Origin of the sequence: Helicobacter suis (assembly GCF_902196125.1) — a bacterium.
In the GTDB taxonomy this organism is placed as follows: domain Bacteria; phylum Campylobacterota; class Campylobacteria; order Campylobacterales; family Helicobacteraceae; genus Helicobacter; species Helicobacter suis_B.
Map to the genome: position 1 here is coordinate 1 of NZ_CABIKG010000009.1, position 17,255 is coordinate 17,255.

Sequence of the window (17,255 nt, forward strand, 5' to 3'; positions counted from 1 at the left end):
CTTTTAGTGATGTCAAAGTTGCCCATATGCTTTAATACATATTGTCTAACCTTGCGCTCCTCTGCTTGGTCTCTCCACTCCCCAGCGTGTTTGCCTTTATGATGGATAAACGAATTTTTTGTTAAACGGGGAATGTGATCAGATTCTAAATTTGAGAGATCAACTGGCTTAGATCTAATTAGATTTGCTAGCTCCTCTTGTGTCATGTCTTCGGGTTGTTTCAAGTGCTCCCCTTATTAAATACTTCATCTTGGGGGAGGATACAGACAATCGCCTTAAAATGCGCTTAGCACCCACCGCGCCAACAAGGCACGATCGCTAGTGCAATTGGCAAGGTCTACAATGCCGCTAATTGAAGCACCTAACTTTTTGACATACACGGCACAATTTGCAATAAAATGTTATTTACTTTGTTAAAAATAAAGGTTTATAGAACGCCTTAAAAGTGAGGAGTAGGTTTAAAATAAAACTCTAATTATTTTTTAAAAAAGAACACTTTTTTAGCCTCTCTAGATTTTACGGTGGGTTAATCTTTCTTACTTTCATTTTTCCTCTTTAGTTGTTTTTATTGTTCTTAAGGAGCTCGCATGCTAAATGTCTTAAAAATGGCTAGCTACCTTCAGAATCAAGCCTCTAATCAGAATTATAGTGATTTTCAAACTTACCTAGAGCCTTTAAAAAGGCGTGGGAGGTGTATAAACCTGTGTTGCTGAAGAATATAAGCGACAGATGGATGAATATAATCGACAGAGAGAGTTGGCTGAGGCATATAACAAGAAGTTTGAGACCTCTTTTGCGTTGAGAGGAGTAGAAGGGTTTCATATGATGCTGAGAAGTGCTGGTTTCTTCACCTATCTCTGATTAAAGAGGGGGTAGATTTAGAAGAATCTAAAAAGTTGTAGAGTTTTTTGTAAAGAGATTCTAGATCACACAAACTTTGAAGAAAATGCAAAATTTCAAGAGGATTTTAAACCCGCCTTTGAATCTCTAACCTCTTTTTTACATGCGATTCAGCTCTCTGAGGAAAGTAAGTTAAAAGATTACCACCAGTTGTTGGAGTAAAATAGAGCGGCTTGCCAACAGGCATGGAAAATTTTTTATTCTCTCGATAAACGGGAGTGTAAGGAGAAAGAGAAGAAAAACTTTGAATGGTTATCACAATAATCAGTATTTTAGCGAAGAATTAGAAGAAGTCCATGAGGATTTTGGGGCCTGTCTGGATCTAAGAGAGACTCTTAAGCTAGTTTTGAGATATGCAGAATCTATAACTAGGGTGCGTGTCTTGCGTAAAGTGTTGGATCTAGATGAGTATGCATATCATGAATTATATAAAGTGACACTGAGGATGTAGAGAAAAAGGTAAAATATCGAGGGATTAGGTTTTATATAAGGATTTGGAATTAGATTATTTATTAGACCGTTTAGATGAAGCATAAAAAACTCTCCAGTTTTAAGAAAGTCATTGCCCTTAAATGTTGAATACCCGCCCTGAACTAACCACAGTCATACCAACATTATTAAGAAAACCTACAATACCGCCAAATTAAAACACCGTCCTTTTGGCATCATGTTCTAAATAGTTGTTGGTTAAAGCTAATAGTATTAAGCACTCAATGAGAAAGAAGAGTTTATACAATGAGAGCCACCTATAATCTTTACAACAAACAACCTAACGCTTCTCTAACCCATTCTTATCTTTAAAAATGCCTACAGATTTTCCACCGCAGTATTTAGTTTAAAGTTTTACTAAACCTAAAACCCTATGCCACTTTGTATCTAACAAAGTAAGCATAGATTAACCCCCTAAAAGTTGATCACATAGTTGATATAAACAGCAACTTTGCGTCTGAGGGTGATAGTTTCTGTAGTACTACTAGAATAAGTATTCCCATAAGTATTATTAGAGATAGGGGACTGGGTGTTGGAGTAGGAGTAATAAGGATAGTTAATGGTGGGGATACGCACGCCAAATTCAATACCCTGATGTTTGCTAAAGTTAGCCCTTAAACCAATGTTAACGATGACTTGCCCGTACCGAGTTGTTATCTGAGATGATACCTGACAAGTACCATCTGGATTGGGAATACATGTTCCATTTTGATTATTTCCCGTTAACCATGAACTCCCCCCTCCCATCACACCAAGAGCCATACCAAAGGTTTTTTCATTCTTATCATAAAAATTAAAGAGCATATCCATGCCCACACCATAGAAGAGATCGGCTAAGGATTGGTTGTAATTAAAGGTATTGTAGCTCCCCTTACCCGGAACAACAGTTGCGCTCCCACCCTGACCACTGAAAAAAGCATAAAAACGCAAACCAAAGCGTTTTGTTTTGCCAAAAAATTGTTTATAACCAATTTGAATATCCCCTCCAAAGAGATTACCGTTATAGGTTGTGGTGGAAGTATAACTTGCTATGTTAGCATTTGTACTTTCTTGAGAGCTAGAGTTATCCTTACCGCCAAAATTAGAATACTGAAAACCTCCCTCTATAAAACCACCTTTTCTCTCCGCACTTAAAGGCGCTAAAGAGACAAAACTAAGAACACCGATTAAGGTAACAGAGCGGGTAAAAGCTAGAGAGAAAACGCTACGCGCTTGTCGCTTGTTGCTTGTTGCTTGTTGCTTGTTGCTTGTTAGACGATACCATAAAAATCCTTTCAAAAAAATAGAACTAGTAGTCTAGTAGCCTAAAAATAAAATGTCAAGAATGCGACTTAAAGTTGATAGAACAAAGCCAAAAGTCTAATTTTATTCTCTAATAAACTATTTAGCATGGTTTTAATGCGTCTCAAAATACTCTTGGATTTTTTGGCGATTATGGGTTTGGCTTAAGGCTAGCATTAAAAGTACCCTAGCCTTTTGGGGGTTGAGATTATCGCTAGTTAAAAAGCCATATTTAGAATCATCAATTTCACCTAGTGGTGTGATAAACCCACTCCCCACACGGCTAGAGCGCACCACCACTACTCCCTGTTTTACGGCACTTGCTAGCGCATTTAACACAGACGGATAAAGATTACCATTACCCACGCCCGCGCTAATAATTCCTTTAGCCCCATGTTGGATCGCACTTTGTATTAAATCTGCATGATCATTAGCATGGCTATAGATAATATCTACGCGAGGCAAATGATTAATCTTAGTAATGTCAAAAGCACTTTCTAGCGTGTGTTTGCGCAAAGACTGCATGTAAAAGCGCACATGCCCATAAAGTACTTTGCCCAAGGGACCACTATTAAGAGATTTAAAAGTAGCGACATCTGTGCTGTGTGTTTTACTCACTTCTCTGGCTGCATGGATAGTATCATTCATCACCACTAAAACCCCCTTGCCTTTAGATTGAGGATCACTAGCCACTGCAATAGCGTTATAAAGATTAAGGGGACCATCTGCGCTTAAAGAGCTAGCATTGCGCATTGCCCCAACCATTACAATAGGTTTATGGCTTTTAATCACTAAATCTAAAAAATAAGCCGTTTCCTCCATTGTATCTGTGCCATGTGTGATCACCACCCCATCTACATCTTTTTTAGAGAGTAAAGCCTGTACCCGTTTAGCTAGTTTAAGCCAAACTTGATTGTCCATTTCTTGAGAGCCGATATTGCTGATTTGCTCAGCTTTAAGATTGGCTAAGTCTTTAGCTTGTGGAATGGCACTAATTAAACTATCTACAGATAACACTCCAGAGTGATAAGCACTATTTAGCCCACTAGAAGAACGCCCGGCAATAGTTCCCCCTGTAGCAAGAATATACAAATTAGGTTTTGCGCACACAACCCCCACTAACGCCGCTACAATTATAAACGGATAAAATAACTTTAACATAACACTCTCCACTATAAATTTTGCCAGCTCAAGGTCTGATTTTTTAACTCTAAAATAATATTGTAACAGAAAATAAAACCCCTAAGTCTTTTCTCAAAAAAGCCTAAGATTTTGCATGTTAAAATACGAGTCTTCACTAAAATAAAAAATCAGGAGTTGGTTGATGGGGTATTTAAGCCATTGATTTTTGCGGTCTTTGTGAGCCGCGTGGCGCATGTTGAAGTTGGCTACGCTAGGGATTCTAGCGTGCTTGTTAATCCTTTAAGGTTGTCTGTTTTAAGTATCGGGTCTTTAGTTGCTGGTAAAGAAGAGAGGCGTACTTTTAATGCTATGTTTGATGCCTTTGTTTTAGGTAATACTAAGCAAGTGCTTAAGCGATTAGCAGCCCCTAGAACTACGAGTATCTTATACCGCCGGCGTGGGAGTGTTATGGGTAAATCTAATCTAACTATCTTAAATCTTGAAGCTTTAATTGCCGGTAAAAAGATAAGACGGCTTTTTAATGCTAGATTTGATGCTTTAGTTTTAGGTGATGCAAATCAAGTGCTTAAGCGTTTGACAACCCGCAATTTTTCAAATATTCTATCTTACCAGTATGATAATTTTGTAAGCAAGTGCCAAAAGCATGTTAAGATTCATGTGCCTAACATGGGCTCAGGCGTATCACCAACTTCTACCTTTCATGCTAGTTTTCACTGGAAATTTTAGGCGCTCTTGGTGATAACGCCTCCCCCTAAGACGCAGTCTTTTTCATAGACTACCAGCGCCTGCCCTAGAGCCACACCATAAACTGGCTCTTCAAAGGTGGCGTAGATAGTTTGGTGGTTTAAAGTGATCTGGGCTTTAGTGGGGGTACTTCTATAGCGCACCTTAACCATGTAGGTACCTGTTTTAAAATTAGAAGGTAGGGATTTATTTTCAGCTTCTAAAGTAAAGATCGCTAAGTCCTCTTTTTGCCCTACAATAATTTCATTGGTTTTAGCATGGATGCCCACAACAAAATGGGGGGTGTGTGCCCCTTGGACTGTAAAACCCTTGCGTTTACCAATGGTATAGTGCATGTAGCCCTTATGTGTACCCACCACCTCCCCTTTTAAATTACGCACTAAACCTTTTTGATCTACATTGGTATGTTGTTTAAGCGTATCAATATAAGAACCCTCTACAAAGCAAATTTCTTGGGATTCTTTATAAGTCTGTAAACTCCCCAAAAAAGGCATAACTTCTAGGGCTTTGGGTTTGATCTCACTTTTTAATAAAGCACCTAGTGGAAAGATAAGCGCATCAATGGCGCGTTGTGGGAGCGCGTATAAAAAATAGCTTTGATCTTTGCTTAAATCAAAGGCTTCTTGAATGCGCAACACACCCTGAATACGCATTAATCTAGCATAATGCCCTGTAGCTACCTTTTCACACCCGCGATTAAGGGCAAATTCTAGCCCCAAACCAAATTTCATTAAAGGGTTACACAAAGCGCAAGGGTTAGGCGTTTGGCCATTTTTGTAGGTGTCAATAAAAACTTCATAGACTTGTTTTTTAAAGGGTTCTTGTAAATCCACTACTTCAAATGGAATATCTAAAAAAGAAGCCACTTCTTGGCAATTTTTAATGTACATGGCATGTTTTTCTTCTTTTCCATGTAGTTTTAAATACAGCCCTAATAAATCATGGCCGGCTTGTTTTAACAAATAAGCGCTATAAGAGCTATCCACCCCCCCACTCATCAAAACGGCAATTTTCACATTCTAACCTTTAGTGTAATAGGGCGGCATTATAGCACATTTCTAACAACCCACCGTGAGTCTAGCCGTGAGGTTAAAGGTTTGTTTGCTATCTTGTTGCCCCTCTACTTTAAAGCGCATGGGGAAATGATTAGGGTAAAAATCTAGGCTTTTAATAGCGCATTGTCGTTTAAATTTCTGGCTAAAAAAGCTAGCTTTATCCTGAGCTTCTTTTAATAGCGCGCCTTGCAGGGCTACTATATCTGATTCTTGCATTTTGGCATAAAGAGCGGGCGTGTTAAGTACAAATAAAGCACTCTTTGCCACCACTTCAGAGATTTTATTTTTAAGGGTTTCATAGTCGCTTAGTTTGGGAGTGGGAATATTACAGATCATTAAGGCATGCAAAGAATAGCCGCTTAATTCCTGCTTAAAAGTGTAATTAGGCTTTAGGCTATAAGAAGTTTGTTGGCATAAATGGCTATCTTTTACAAGATCATTAATTTGTTTAAAACTCTCTTTGATCTCTTGTTCTTGTTCAGGGGTTAGTTTTTCTGTTTTTAAGAGTGCATTAGCGCTACTAAAAAGAAGATGCGCGTTATAACTCCCGGGGATAACCATTTGCTTACTTTGAATTTGCATGCTAATTTCACTACCACTTTCAGCTTTATGTTTGCCTAAGACAAACCGTTCAAAGGCAAGCCCGCCGATAAAACACCCTAAAAACACCACCGCTACTACCATAGTTAAAACATATTTCATATTATTCCTTTATCCATTAATCTAGTTCAACGGCATCTAATGCTTGCAAGCGCGCTGCCATTTGTTCTACCTCATCTAACTTATAATGATCCTTAACATGGGCTAAAACTTCCTGTGTTAGGGTTTTGGCTTTATCATTGAGTGCCTTTTCTAAAGTGATGTGTCCGGTCTCATTGGTGAGTACGCTTTTATAAATGTGCATTTTTAAAATAATCCACTCAATATGGCACATGATTTTACCAAGCCCTTGTTCTAACCCCTTATTATTCTCTAAACTTTTACGGCTATCTTGCACAAAGGCCTCTAGCACCTTTAAAAAATCTTGAAAATGCGCGCTAATCTCTGTACTTAAACTTGTTACTTCTGAAAACGCCTCCTCTAACTTATCAATTTCTTCTTTAAAACCACTAAAACTACCCTTAATGCTACTAACTTCCTTAGCCACCCTTTCAGCAAGTTTTCTAATTTCATCAGCCACCACTGCAAAACCGCGCCCATGTTCGCCACTTCTAGCTGCCTCAATAGCCGCATTTAAAGAGAGTAAATTAGTCTGATTAGCAATATCATTAATAATATCAGCAACCTGCATGATAAAATCCATGTTCTTTTTCAACTCTTCCATAACCGTATTAACATGGGAGCAATGCGCGCTAAAATTATCTAAATTAGTGTGAATACCTAAGATTTCATCTTGGCTTTTTAAAGAACTCTCTTCAATATTTTGCGCTAATTGCTTATTCTCTGTACACTGCTGTACCCTCCGGCTAAGTTCGCTTAATATGGCTAAAATCCCCTTAGCGCCCCCTCCCATTTCTAATAATCGTTGTACAATCTTACTATTATTGCTTGCAATGATTCCATCAACATGCGATCTCACATGCTCTCCATATTGCTTAAAAATCCCCCTATACCCTTCTAAAAAGATGTTGCGATAATCCCTCCCTTCTTTAGCCGCCTGTACACATGCATCCATTTCACGAAATAAGGATTCGATTTGATCTAGCAGATCGTTTAAACCATGCATCATAGCGCTATAGGGGCTTTTCTCATCAATATCTATAATCCGGCATTCCAAATACCCGTCTCTAACCTGAGTGATAAACTCATGGATTTTTTGGATAGCAAGATCAGAGTCGCCTGAAATCCATTTAAACATGCACCGTCCTTATAATCGTTGTAGCTGGTTGACCCATTGGTGGTAATCACAGCCTTGTTTTTGTAAAACTTGTTGGAGGGCACTGTAACTAGCCTGTATTCCCTGTGTTTTCTCAGCGGATAACAAAGAAGTATAAAGAGGAATGATCACCTCAAGGGCTTTTCTATTGGGAGCTCTCCTCACAGAATAATACCCGATAGAATTGTGTAATTCATCTACAGAGGCGGTTACATTGGCAAAAACCCAATAAAAATGCCCATCAAAGGTTTTATTTTTAATGTAGGCAAAGATTTCATGCTGGGCTTTGATGTTATCCCAAAGAAGTTTAAAAATGATCTTAGGCATTTCTGGATGGCGCACTATGTTATGGGGCTTATACAAAAGGTCTTTTTCTCCACTGCCCCCCACAATCTCTATAAAGGGCTTATTGGCATAGGTGATCACTCCCTTTAAATCTGTCTTAGTAACCAAAAAGTGATTTTTATCCACAAATTTTTCCATGTAACTCTTTTATTTATTCTTGTGCACCTAGCCCTAAAAAATCTAAACGCGCTTACCAAATCGTCCTAAAAACTAACTTTTTGACACTCCTTATAGCAAAGGTTTTTATAGCACTAGTTGTAAAAGCCCTGCTTCTTCTAAAAAACATGAGGGTTCATAACGGGTTTTTTTACGCCGGTCCTCTTTTGCATAGGATAGATAAAGATGATCCTTAGCCCTAGTAACTGCCACATAAAACAAACGGCGCTCCTCCTCTAAACCTCCATTTTGTTTAGCTAACTTAATATTAGGGAAGCGCTTTTGCATTAAATCAATCACATACACCTCGCTAAATTCAAGCCCCTTACTTGCATGCACGGTGAGTAAGTGTACCCCACTCCCACTACCCATTTCTTGAGAGTCAAGCCCTATTTCATTAATAAAATCTTTCAAATGGCTATATTTACTAGACATCTGTACAAGTAATTCCCCCCGCCTTTTAATTTTCTCTAAAGCCTGCTCATAGCGATCTGTATCCACACTCCCATCTTTATTTTTAGCGCGATCCCGCGCAAGCTTTTGCATAATGTTCTCAAACCACACAGATTGCATGATGTGCTCTAGGCTTTTAGCAGGGGTTTTAAAAGAGTGGGTTTTACAAAGGATATACAGATCTTCTAAAAAGCGCGTAATAGGTGTTTTTATTTTAGGGTGGCTTAAAAGGGGGTGATCTTTAAAATCAGAGTGCAGATCAAAGGTGGAGGTATTGAGCATGAGATTTTCAAATAAACCCATTTGGGGGCGCTTTATACTAGCATAGGGCTCTTTTTGATTAGGGGTAAGCAAGCCCTTTAAACTATTACCCTCGCCTAAAATCTGCAAACCCTCATAAAGCTCAGCACACAACTTAGCCCCTATCCCATGCCCATAGCCTAAAATTTGCATGGTTGCTACCATTTCCTTAGGCCGGATTAAAAAGGCACAAACATCTAAGAGTAATTTTATCTCTTTAGTCTCAAATAAACCCACCCCGCCTTTGCGAATTGAAGGGATACCAAGTAGCCGCAAAGCCGCCTCACAGCCTTCTGCGCTAGCGTTATTTCTAAAAAGAATAGCCACTTCCTCAAAGCGCCCCCTTAGCGCAATTCTCTTAGCAATGCCTTGATATTGATCTATTAACTCGTCATAAACCAAAAGTTGAGGGGTAGAGGGGTTATTTTGTTTCACCACTTCTAAGCTTTTAGGATAAATACGCGGGTTATTAGCAATCACGCGGTTAGCCAGATTTAAAATAGCCCCAGAGGATCGGTAATTTTTGCGCAAACTAAAAACCTGTGCGTTTTTGTGCTTTTGTGTAAAATTACTAATAATAGAAATATCTGCCCCATTGAAGGCATAAATGCTTTGATCATAATCCCCCACACAAAAAAGGCTAGCAGGTTGCAGGGCATCTAAAATTGAATCTTGTAAGGGGTTAGTGTCTTGATACTCATCGCATAAAACTTCACAAAAGGTTTTAGGTTGGTGCTTTATCTGCTCTTTAAAAAGAATTAAGAGATCGTTATAATCCACATAGTGCTGTTCTCTTTTACAGCTTTCAAAAAGCTCTAGCGCGCATTCATATAATTCTGTATATTCCTCTTGATCAGGGGTGCGCTTTAACAACCAATCTGTAAAACTTTGGGTGCAATTTTCATTCAGATAAGAAGAATACAACTCGTATAAATACTTCGCGCTATAAACTCTTTCTTTTTCTGTTTCTGCTAAAAAACTCTTAAGCAAAGTTTGCATATCTGTGGGTTGTTTTAAACTTAAAGAGGGGTCTTGTAGTTTAAGAAAGCGATAAGCTACAGCGTGGAAAGTCCCGGCTTCAATTTTTTCAGCTTCTTTAGTGTAGCGTGCTAGGCGATCTTTCATCTCTTGGCTGGCTTTATTGGTAAAGGTGAGTAAAAGAATTTGGCGCGGATCAATGCCACTTGTAAGCAGGTGTAAAATCCGCCCCACAATAGTAGAAGTTTTACCCGTACCAGCAGAGGCAATCACTAAATTACGCCCTAAAGGGGCTTTGATAGCCTGTAATTGTTCGCTATTAAGTTGCATAAATACCTACTTTAATGGGTTTAAAAAAATATGTAATTAAGCGCGCTACCCTCTTAGATTAACGATGGCATCTACTACTTTATTACACGCATCAGAACCGCGCTTGCACCATTTATACTCAATATTTATAAAGCCACTCTCAAGAATAAAACCCTCGTTCTTACACCTATAACCATTAATCACCGCCTGATTATCCCCTATGACAAAGAGTTTATAGCTAGAATCTAATTTATTGGTTTTAAGCATGGCTTGTAAATTTTTCATACTTGTAATAATGGCTTGTTTTTCAGCTTTAAAACTTTCATTGAGTTCTGATTTTAAGGGGCATTTGTAGCGATTAATCTCTTCAAAATACCCCTCCTTAAAAGAATAAAGGCAAAATCCACACATCACCTCATTTTCTTTAACCCCAGCATCTGTATAAAGAAAATAAGCCTTTTCTAAATCTTTAAAATCATAATCTTTAAAAATAGTCTCAGAGAGTGCAATTTTCTTTTCTCCAATGTGATCGTAGGTGCTTTTTGGAGGGATATAGGGAGTTTTAGGTTTTGTGGTGGTATTTTGGGTTATTGTTAAACAACTGCTTAGATCGTTTAACTCGCTAATTTGAAAACTTTTAATCTCAAGATTGGAGCTATTTAAAAAGGTTTTTATTTCAGATAGACAGGCATAAATTTGGGCTAATGGATTGGTATAGTGCGAACTTAAAATATACACGCCACCAATTAATTTAGAAAACCCATAACGACACAGCACACCCTTAAGCGTATCTAAATCCCCATTTCCCTTATATTCAATCCCTAAACACCACATCGCTATCCTTTTTTAGGTGATCTCGCGGATTTTCTCTAAAATTAAACGCGCACGCATGGATAAGAACTTTTGATAATCCTCTAAAACTTTAGAATCGTCTAAAGCGATTAAGTGGGTTTTTAAAATCCTCTCTAAATCCGGGTTATTTTGCTGATAACTTTTAATATATTGCTTGGGAGGGGTGTCTTTAATGGCTTGGTTTAAACTTGCACTAATGAGGGTGATATTAGCAAGTACATCTGCATTTTCCACGCCTATAGATTTAAGATAATTTTTAGGGAAGAAGTGGTGGATATTTCTTTTTTGTTTGTCTACTAAAAAGAGATGATCTAAAACCACTTTACTATTATTATCAAAGTTTTTAGGCTCTAAGGTTGCTAAAACACAAAGAATACCCCTCTGAAATCCACTTTTAATATTAAGTTTTTCCTCCATTAAATATTTTTCTGTGATGTAATAAGACAATTCCTTATCAAAATCAATAGCTTCCTCTTGATAGATCCGGCGAATCAAGCCTAGTTGTTTGAGTAGGGTATCGCCCACTGGACCAGAACTAAAAAAGGTACTTCTAAAAAAGAGTTTTTGTAAATTTGTAATCTGGCTAGCATTAGGGCTTTTTCCCTCGCTTAAAACAAAGAAATAGGCCATGAGCATTAAAGAGTTAGCGGAGGGTAAGAAGTCAAAAGAGGGGATTTTAAAATCATGTTTGAGTAGATGGGCGGCATTTTTAAAACAAGGGGCAATAAAATCCCATTGCTTTTGTACAAGCTTAGGTTCTAATTTTAAAAGGGTAGGAGTAGAAATTTTCTCTGTTAATCTACCGGATGCACTAAGTTGCAAAATATAGGAAATAAGTTGTAAAACCACTACACATTGGCTAAAATCAAAGCCATAATCTAAGCGATCTAGCTCTTCTCTTAGTTCTTCAAAACGCTCTTCTAAGTCAAAACCTTTTTGTATGCTTTGGTGGTGATTTACAGGGGGGATATAAAACTTAGCACAGAGGATTTGAGGGAGGCTTAGTTTGGTGCCTCCTGTGTTAATGCGTGTAAAGATTTCTACAATTTCTTCTAAAGTGGTGTCTGTGATCTCAATGATAGGAAATTGGTAGTTTTCAAGATTTGTTTTAAAACTTTCAAAATCCCTAGCAACTCTAACTTCTAATTCGTATTCGTCCTGTATGTCTAAAATACTTTTATTGAGCAAATCATAAGCACTCACGACTGTTTCTCTAACCAACTCCTTAGGTTTTTTAACAAAACAACATTCCCCGTTTTCATCAGGTTTTACCCTTAATAAAATATCCTTATAATCACCACCCTTAGCTACCTGTAACCCATAATAGACTAAAAACAGCGCTCCCATGCGTTGTTGCCCATCTAAGACATAGTACACATATTCCCCAAGATCAGGCCATTTAGGCGTAAAACCCCCAATTTCACGGCACGCCTGCAATCTTTCTTTTGTTTTCCATAATACAAAACTCCCTGTGGGAAAGCCCCTTAAAATACTATCAATGAATCTAGCTATCTGCTCTTTTTTCCACACAAAATTACGCTGGAAGCGCGGAATTTGATACTCCCCCTTATACAAAAACAAAACGAGTTCTTTAAATTTCTTCTCTACATAGTTACAAGGCATGGATTATTTCTTTAAATTAATGGCCTCTTTGATTAGATCATCGCCCGTTGTAAAGGCTTTAGCATTCATAGAATAACCCCGTTGCATTAAAATTAAATTTGTTAAAGATCGCCCGGCATTAACATTACTAGTTTCTAAATATTTATGCATGATCTTGCCAAATTTAAGTTTGCCATCATCTCTATCCCAGCCTAAAATGGGGTTTCCGCTTAAAGGTACAGCGCGGCCATTGCGCGTAGCGTTGCTAATATCAAATAAATTACTCCCCACCTTTTTAAGCCCTTGATTATTAGTAAAGGCCGCAATGCCCACCCGCCCCATCGTTTCAATCGCTCCATTGCTAAAGGATAAATGAATGATTCCATCATCATCAATGCGCATGTTTCTTAATATTCCCTTAGGTTTGCCGTCTTGAGAAACTTGGTAGATTCTAGAATCTTCATAGGGTACATCGCTAGATTCAAAATCATCGCTTTTATTGATTGAATAAACAAGGGGGTTACCTTTAAAATTAAGCGTGATAGGCTTAGATTGCATTTTACCGGCTTGATCAAAAGTGATAGTCTGGCGCACGGGTTTAGGGGTGATAGGGGTTTTATCGCGCATTTCTAAAATGGAGCTCTCCACATCCCATTTTTGCTCTGTGGGCGGGGTTGCCATAGGGTCTTTAGAATTAGTCATGAAAAAATCGCTTTTAAGCAAATATTTATCCCCAGCCTTATCATAAATTTCTGTAGTGGTGCTATAAAAAGGGATACGGATATTTACCGAATCGCGTGTTTCACCCTTTTTTAAAATCATGCCACTAGCAACCCAGCCTAATTTTTCTGCCATAGGACCCCCAATAAAAAGCGTGGCCTCCGGATCGCTAGGGTTTTTAATCTGTAACATCAAAGGCGAGATCACTTGATCGGGTTTGCTTTTAGCGATAGTGAGATCTAAATTAGCCTTGCTTTTAAGTAAATTTTTTAAATCCCCTAGCGTGTGAAACTCGTTTTTCCCAGGCCCGCCTGTGCCGTATTTAAAAGTCAAGTCTTGAGCCATATCGCCCTTAACAATCATGATCTCTAAATTGCGATGCGTGGCTAAATCTAAAGGTTCATTATCACTATTGGCTAAAGCATTGGCATCTTGGTTTAAAAAGCGATTGGTGATCACCTCTCCATTTTCATCTAAAAAATACTCCTCAGCCGGGCGTACATGGTTTTTAGGGTTTAAATTCAAACTCATGTTAACCTTAGTACTCACAACCGGTTGGTACTGTACATCGCGGGGCAAATACAGCGTGCTAAGTTTACCGCCCCTTAAAATTTTGGCTTCTGCATCTGCATTACCTGCCATGAGTACGCCATTTTTAATCTTGTGTAAATCAATGCCATAAACATAGTAGCCATGCGTGTTGACAATATAACCATCGGCATCGCGTAAGAAATTCCCATCGCGGGTGAAAAAGTTTTCCTGACTTTGCTTATAGCCATCTTTATCAATTTCAAAACTCCCATCTTTATTAGGCCCTACAATAAACCACCCACTCCCCTGATAGGCCATGTTAAAATCTGAGTCGCTTGGCATATACTCGCCATCTTTATCTGAAATTGCATTACTCCCCTTAGAAACCCCAAAATTGCGATCATCGGCTGTAACATTACTCCCCATCGAATCAAAATGGGCTGATAAGAGAGATTTAAATTCAGGTTCATTTTCACGATACCCCACCGTGTTAATATTGGCAAGATTGTTAGAAAGGCTATCAATTCCAAACTGGTGGGTTTTAATCCCGGAGTAGGCATGTAAGATCGTATCATTCATGTGAGATTTTCTTGTGGGTTAGAGTGGCTACTAGCCCGTTCTAAGGGATTAGGTTTTAAAGCAGTGTTGGGCGTTTCAAAGGCACTTTTGGGGTTAGGGTGGGAGTTGGCAGTACTGATCATATTATGCGCTAGAGCGGGGTTATTTAGTGGGTTTGAGCTATGAGGACTTGAGCTATTAACTCTAGCTGTATTTTGATTTGTGGTTTTTACCGGATTGGTAGGGGGCTTTTGGCCTAATCCTTGTAAGCTCTTATCTGGCGCGTGTAAACCTTGTTGGCTTTGTGGGGTTTTTTGATTAGACGCAAACGAAGTTTGCGCCTTTACAGGGGTTTTAGGATTTAAGGCGGTGTTTGTGTGGTGTGCATTTAAAGGGGGGTTTGAGGGGTGATTTTGGCTAGTGTTTAAGGGGGGGGTTTGTGTGGGGGGTTTTTGGGTTTTGGAGGGTATAAAGTGGGCTGCATTCTCGCGTTGTTCCTCTTCTTGACGCGAATTTGTTTTATCATAAAACTCTAAAGCACTATCCATAGGCAAAATCATCTCTCCCATGCGTAACATTGGCTTTCCCTTATCAAACACCACGCCTTGTATCTCGCCTCTACCAATACGGGTGTGTAGGTATTTATTACTCGTTGGGTTTAAATTATACTCGGCAAACACTTCATAAGTTCCTGCTGGTACAGGTTTACCCTGATCATTTAACCCATCCCACTCAAAGGCCACATACCCCTGTTTGCCATTTTTATCCTTTAAAGAGAGTGTGCGTACTAATTGTTTATCCTTATCAAAAATCTGTACCCCCGGGCTACCCTCACTCACTTTAATTGGCTCATCAAAGTATAAAGAAAAATCTACTTTACCCTTAGTAACATTAATCCCTTTCACATCAGTTTCTGCAATCTTACCAATCATAGAGACACTATTTAACCCTGCCACCTGAGCCATAGCCATATTGCTTTGCAAAGTATTATCCATTCCCTTATTAAGGTGTTCAAGCGTATCTTGGAGTTTACCCTGAGAGTCTTTTAAAGATTTATTGGTCTCTTTAGTTGATTGCATCGCATCGGCTACTTCTTTCATCGCCTTTTTGTTTTCCTCTTGCATTTCTACCTGCGAGAGTTGTGCGGTCTGGCTAATGATTTTATCTGTCTCCATAGGTGCGGTGGGGTCTTGGTTTTTAAGTTGCTCTAAAAATAACTTCATAAACGCATCTTTATTTAAGCCATTGGCAACTTTAGGCTCATGTTTTTTCTTTTCCATTGCCGCCTTAACCCCGGTTACCTCTGCTAAATCAATGGGCATGTGCGCCTCCAAAAATGCAGGATTTTAGCCATTATACACTAGAACTTCTACCTTTTAGGCGTAATTAGGGATTTGTGTACTAGAGGGGGGCGTGTTTTGATCGCGCGTGGTAAGAGTGGGGGTTTGGGTGGGTGGCTCTATATTTTGCTGGGGTTGGCTTTGTTGGGGTTGGTTTGGATTTTGCCCTAAATTTTGTTGTTGTTGGGGGTGTTGTCCGGGATTTTGGCCTAAATTTTGTTGTGCAGAACTCCCCCCCGTGTCATTTTGAGCATTAAAGCGCAAATCCACATCGTTAAAACCCATTTGGGCTAAGTTTTGGCGCAATTCGCTTTGGTGGGTGGCTAAAAGAGCGCTTACCGGTGGGCTAGAGGCCACACTCACCTGAATATTTTTACCCACCTGTTGAATCACCACCTCCACCTTGCCTAAATTATCAGGGTTAAGCTCTATAGAAAGTTTTGTAATGGGTGGTTTAAAATCTAAAAGTTCTTGGCGTAAAATAGTGGCAAAATTTTTCAAAGTTTCTTTAATTTGGGGAGCTTGTAAAGAGGGTTGGGACTCTACTTGGGCGTTGTGCATAGAATGATTGGGCGTTTCTATAGAACTAGTTTTAATTTCCTCGCTTGTGTCTTTAGAGGGTGTGGGGGGTTTACCCGGACTTTGTAAAGGTAAATGATTAGGATTAAAAGAGAGGGGAATTATGGCAGGTTTTTGTCTTAAAGGCCCTTCAAAGGCTTCTTCAAAGGCCTGTTTGATGTCTCTATCATTGGTATGGCTATCCTTAATCACATGAGAAGAGGGGGTTGGCGCTTTATTAAGGAGATTGCCTAGTGGTGTAGCTGGTGTGGGAGTGGTGGGGGGAGTGGCTAGCTTTGGGGTTTGAGGGGTTTGAGTAGGGGTTTTAGTAGCTTCTGTAGGGTTAGGGGTTTGCTTAGAGGCGGCTTGAGTGGGGGTTTTAGGGGTAGTGGGTGGGTTATTTTTAAGAGCTAATAAATCAGCTGTTGACATTTTATTATCTGGTTTTGTATCTACTTTAGAAGGGTTTGGGGTTTGTGTCTGTGTTTTTGTACCTTGATCTTTAGTAGTACTCTCACCGGGTTTACTCTCATGTTGGATTTTAGCTAAGTTGAGTTGCTTAGCGCTATCTAATTGTTTAATATCTGAGAGTTTGGCGCTATTTTTTTTAAGAGCATTTGCCTTTTCAAAGGCTTTAGATTGCTGGGCAAAATTTAACGGGGCTTTATCCTTACTCTTATCTGGGTGCGTTCCTTTAGACTCTGTACTTTTAAGGGGGGCTTTTTTATCAAGCAGTTGGGCTAGAGGGCTATTTGGAGAAATATGGGGGTGTTTGGTCTTATCAGTAGTTTTCTCAGAGGCTTTTTCTTCTTTGTTTAAATTTTTTGTCTTATCTGGGGGTATTTTAGCAATGCTAGGGGGTGTTTTAAGATTGGCTTTCTTTTTTTCAACAAGCTTTTTAAAGGCGTCCTTGTCCTCTGTAGCTGTGTGCTTTTTGCTAACCCCTTGAGTGGGTTTGCTTTTAAGATTAGGGGCATTTAAACCCTTAACATTGCTTGGCACAAATATCCTTGTGGTGGTGTTAACAAGTTACAAGCAAAAGTAATTCCTTAAAGATAGCCTGAA

General features: G+C 39.0%; 14 protein-coding genes. 1 reads left to right on the forward strand and 13 read right to left on the reverse strand.

The annotated features are described in order from the left end of the window. The 3 genes from G6Q00_RS04395 to G6Q00_RS04405 form a co-directional block, all read right to left on the reverse strand. Positions 1 to 224: hypothetical protein (locus tag G6Q00_RS04395; protein ID WP_163532030.1), on the reverse strand; the 224-nt coding region annotated here is incomplete at its 3' end. Between the two features lie 1,579 nt (positions 225 to 1,803). Next, positions 1,804 to 2,667: an outer membrane protein gene (locus G6Q00_RS04400; protein WP_163532182.1), complete on the reverse strand. Its 864-nt coding sequence runs from the start codon at positions 2,665 to 2,667 to the stop codon at positions 1,804 to 1,806. A 117-nt stretch (positions 2,668 to 2,784) separates the two neighbouring features. Next, on the reverse strand, positions 2,785 to 3,831 hold the full coding sequence (locus tag G6Q00_RS04405; protein WP_163532183.1) for a type II asparaginase: 1,047 nt from the start codon (positions 3,829 to 3,831) through the stop codon (positions 2,785 to 2,787). Between the two features lie 156 nt (positions 3,832 to 3,987). Here G6Q00_RS04405 and G6Q00_RS04410 point away from each other — a divergent pair, with 156 nt between their 5' ends. Then, positions 3,988 to 4,539 (forward strand): hypothetical protein, encoded by a 552-nt coding sequence (locus G6Q00_RS04410; protein WP_163532184.1) that lies wholly within the window; start codon positions 3,988 to 3,990, stop codon positions 4,537 to 4,539. Here the strand turns inward: G6Q00_RS04410 and mnmA are convergent. The 10 genes from mnmA to G6Q00_RS04460 form a co-directional block, all read right to left on the reverse strand. Further along, positions 4,536 to 5,573 (reverse strand): tRNA 2-thiouridine(34) synthase MnmA, encoded by a 1,038-nt coding sequence (gene mnmA, locus G6Q00_RS04415; RefSeq protein ID WP_163532185.1) that lies wholly within the window; start codon positions 5,571 to 5,573, stop codon positions 4,536 to 4,538. The genes G6Q00_RS04410 and mnmA overlap by 4 nt on opposite strands. 42 nt (positions 5,574 to 5,615) lie before the next feature. Continuing rightward, positions 5,616 to 6,314: a hypothetical protein gene (locus tag G6Q00_RS04420; protein WP_163532186.1), complete on the reverse strand. Its 699-nt coding sequence runs from the start codon at positions 6,312 to 6,314 to the stop codon at positions 5,616 to 5,618. Positions 6,315 to 6,330: 16 nt separating this feature from the next. Further along, a complete protein-coding gene (locus tag G6Q00_RS04425) occupies positions 6,331 to 7,470 on the reverse strand; it encodes a methyl-accepting chemotaxis protein (RefSeq protein ID WP_163532187.1) in 1,140 nt (379 codons plus the stop codon). A 9-nt stretch (positions 7,471 to 7,479) separates the two neighbouring features. Next, entirely contained in the window at positions 7,480 to 7,971 is a 492-nt protein-coding gene (locus tag G6Q00_RS04430) for a PAS domain-containing protein (protein WP_163532188.1), read from the reverse strand. A gap of 105 nt (positions 7,972 to 8,076) precedes the next feature. Further along, entirely contained in the window at positions 8,077 to 10,050 is a 1,974-nt protein-coding gene (locus tag G6Q00_RS04435; RefSeq protein ID WP_163532189.1) for an ATP-dependent helicase, read from the reverse strand. A gap of 45 nt (positions 10,051 to 10,095) precedes the next feature. Beyond that, positions 10,096 to 10,863, reverse strand: coding sequence for a hypothetical protein (locus tag G6Q00_RS08590; protein WP_240330989.1), 768 nt, complete (start codon positions 10,861 to 10,863; stop codon positions 10,096 to 10,098). A 12-nt stretch (positions 10,864 to 10,875) separates the two neighbouring features. After that, the gene (locus tag G6Q00_RS04445; RefSeq protein WP_163532190.1) at positions 10,876 to 12,504 is read right to left on the reverse strand and encodes a DUF262 domain-containing protein; all 1,629 of its coding nucleotides are present in this window, start codon (positions 12,502 to 12,504) and stop codon (positions 10,876 to 10,878) included. 3 nt (positions 12,505 to 12,507) lie between these two features. Then, entirely contained in the window at positions 12,508 to 14,313 is a 1,806-nt protein-coding gene (locus G6Q00_RS04450; protein WP_163532191.1) for a flagellar hook-basal body complex protein, read from the reverse strand. Beyond that, complete coding sequence (gene flgD / locus G6Q00_RS04455) at positions 14,310 to 15,614, reverse strand: flagellar hook assembly protein FlgD (RefSeq protein ID WP_163532192.1); 1,305 nt, start codon at positions 15,612 to 15,614, stop codon at positions 14,310 to 14,312. The genes G6Q00_RS04450 and flgD overlap by 4 nt, the downstream gene beginning before the upstream one ends. Before the next feature lie 54 nt (positions 15,615 to 15,668). Continuing rightward, positions 15,669 to 17,192, reverse strand: a complete 1,524-nt coding sequence (locus G6Q00_RS04460) for a flagellar hook-length control protein FliK (protein ID WP_163532193.1) — start codon at positions 17,190 to 17,192, stop codon at positions 15,669 to 15,671. Positions 17,193 to 17,255: the final 63 nt, after the last annotated feature.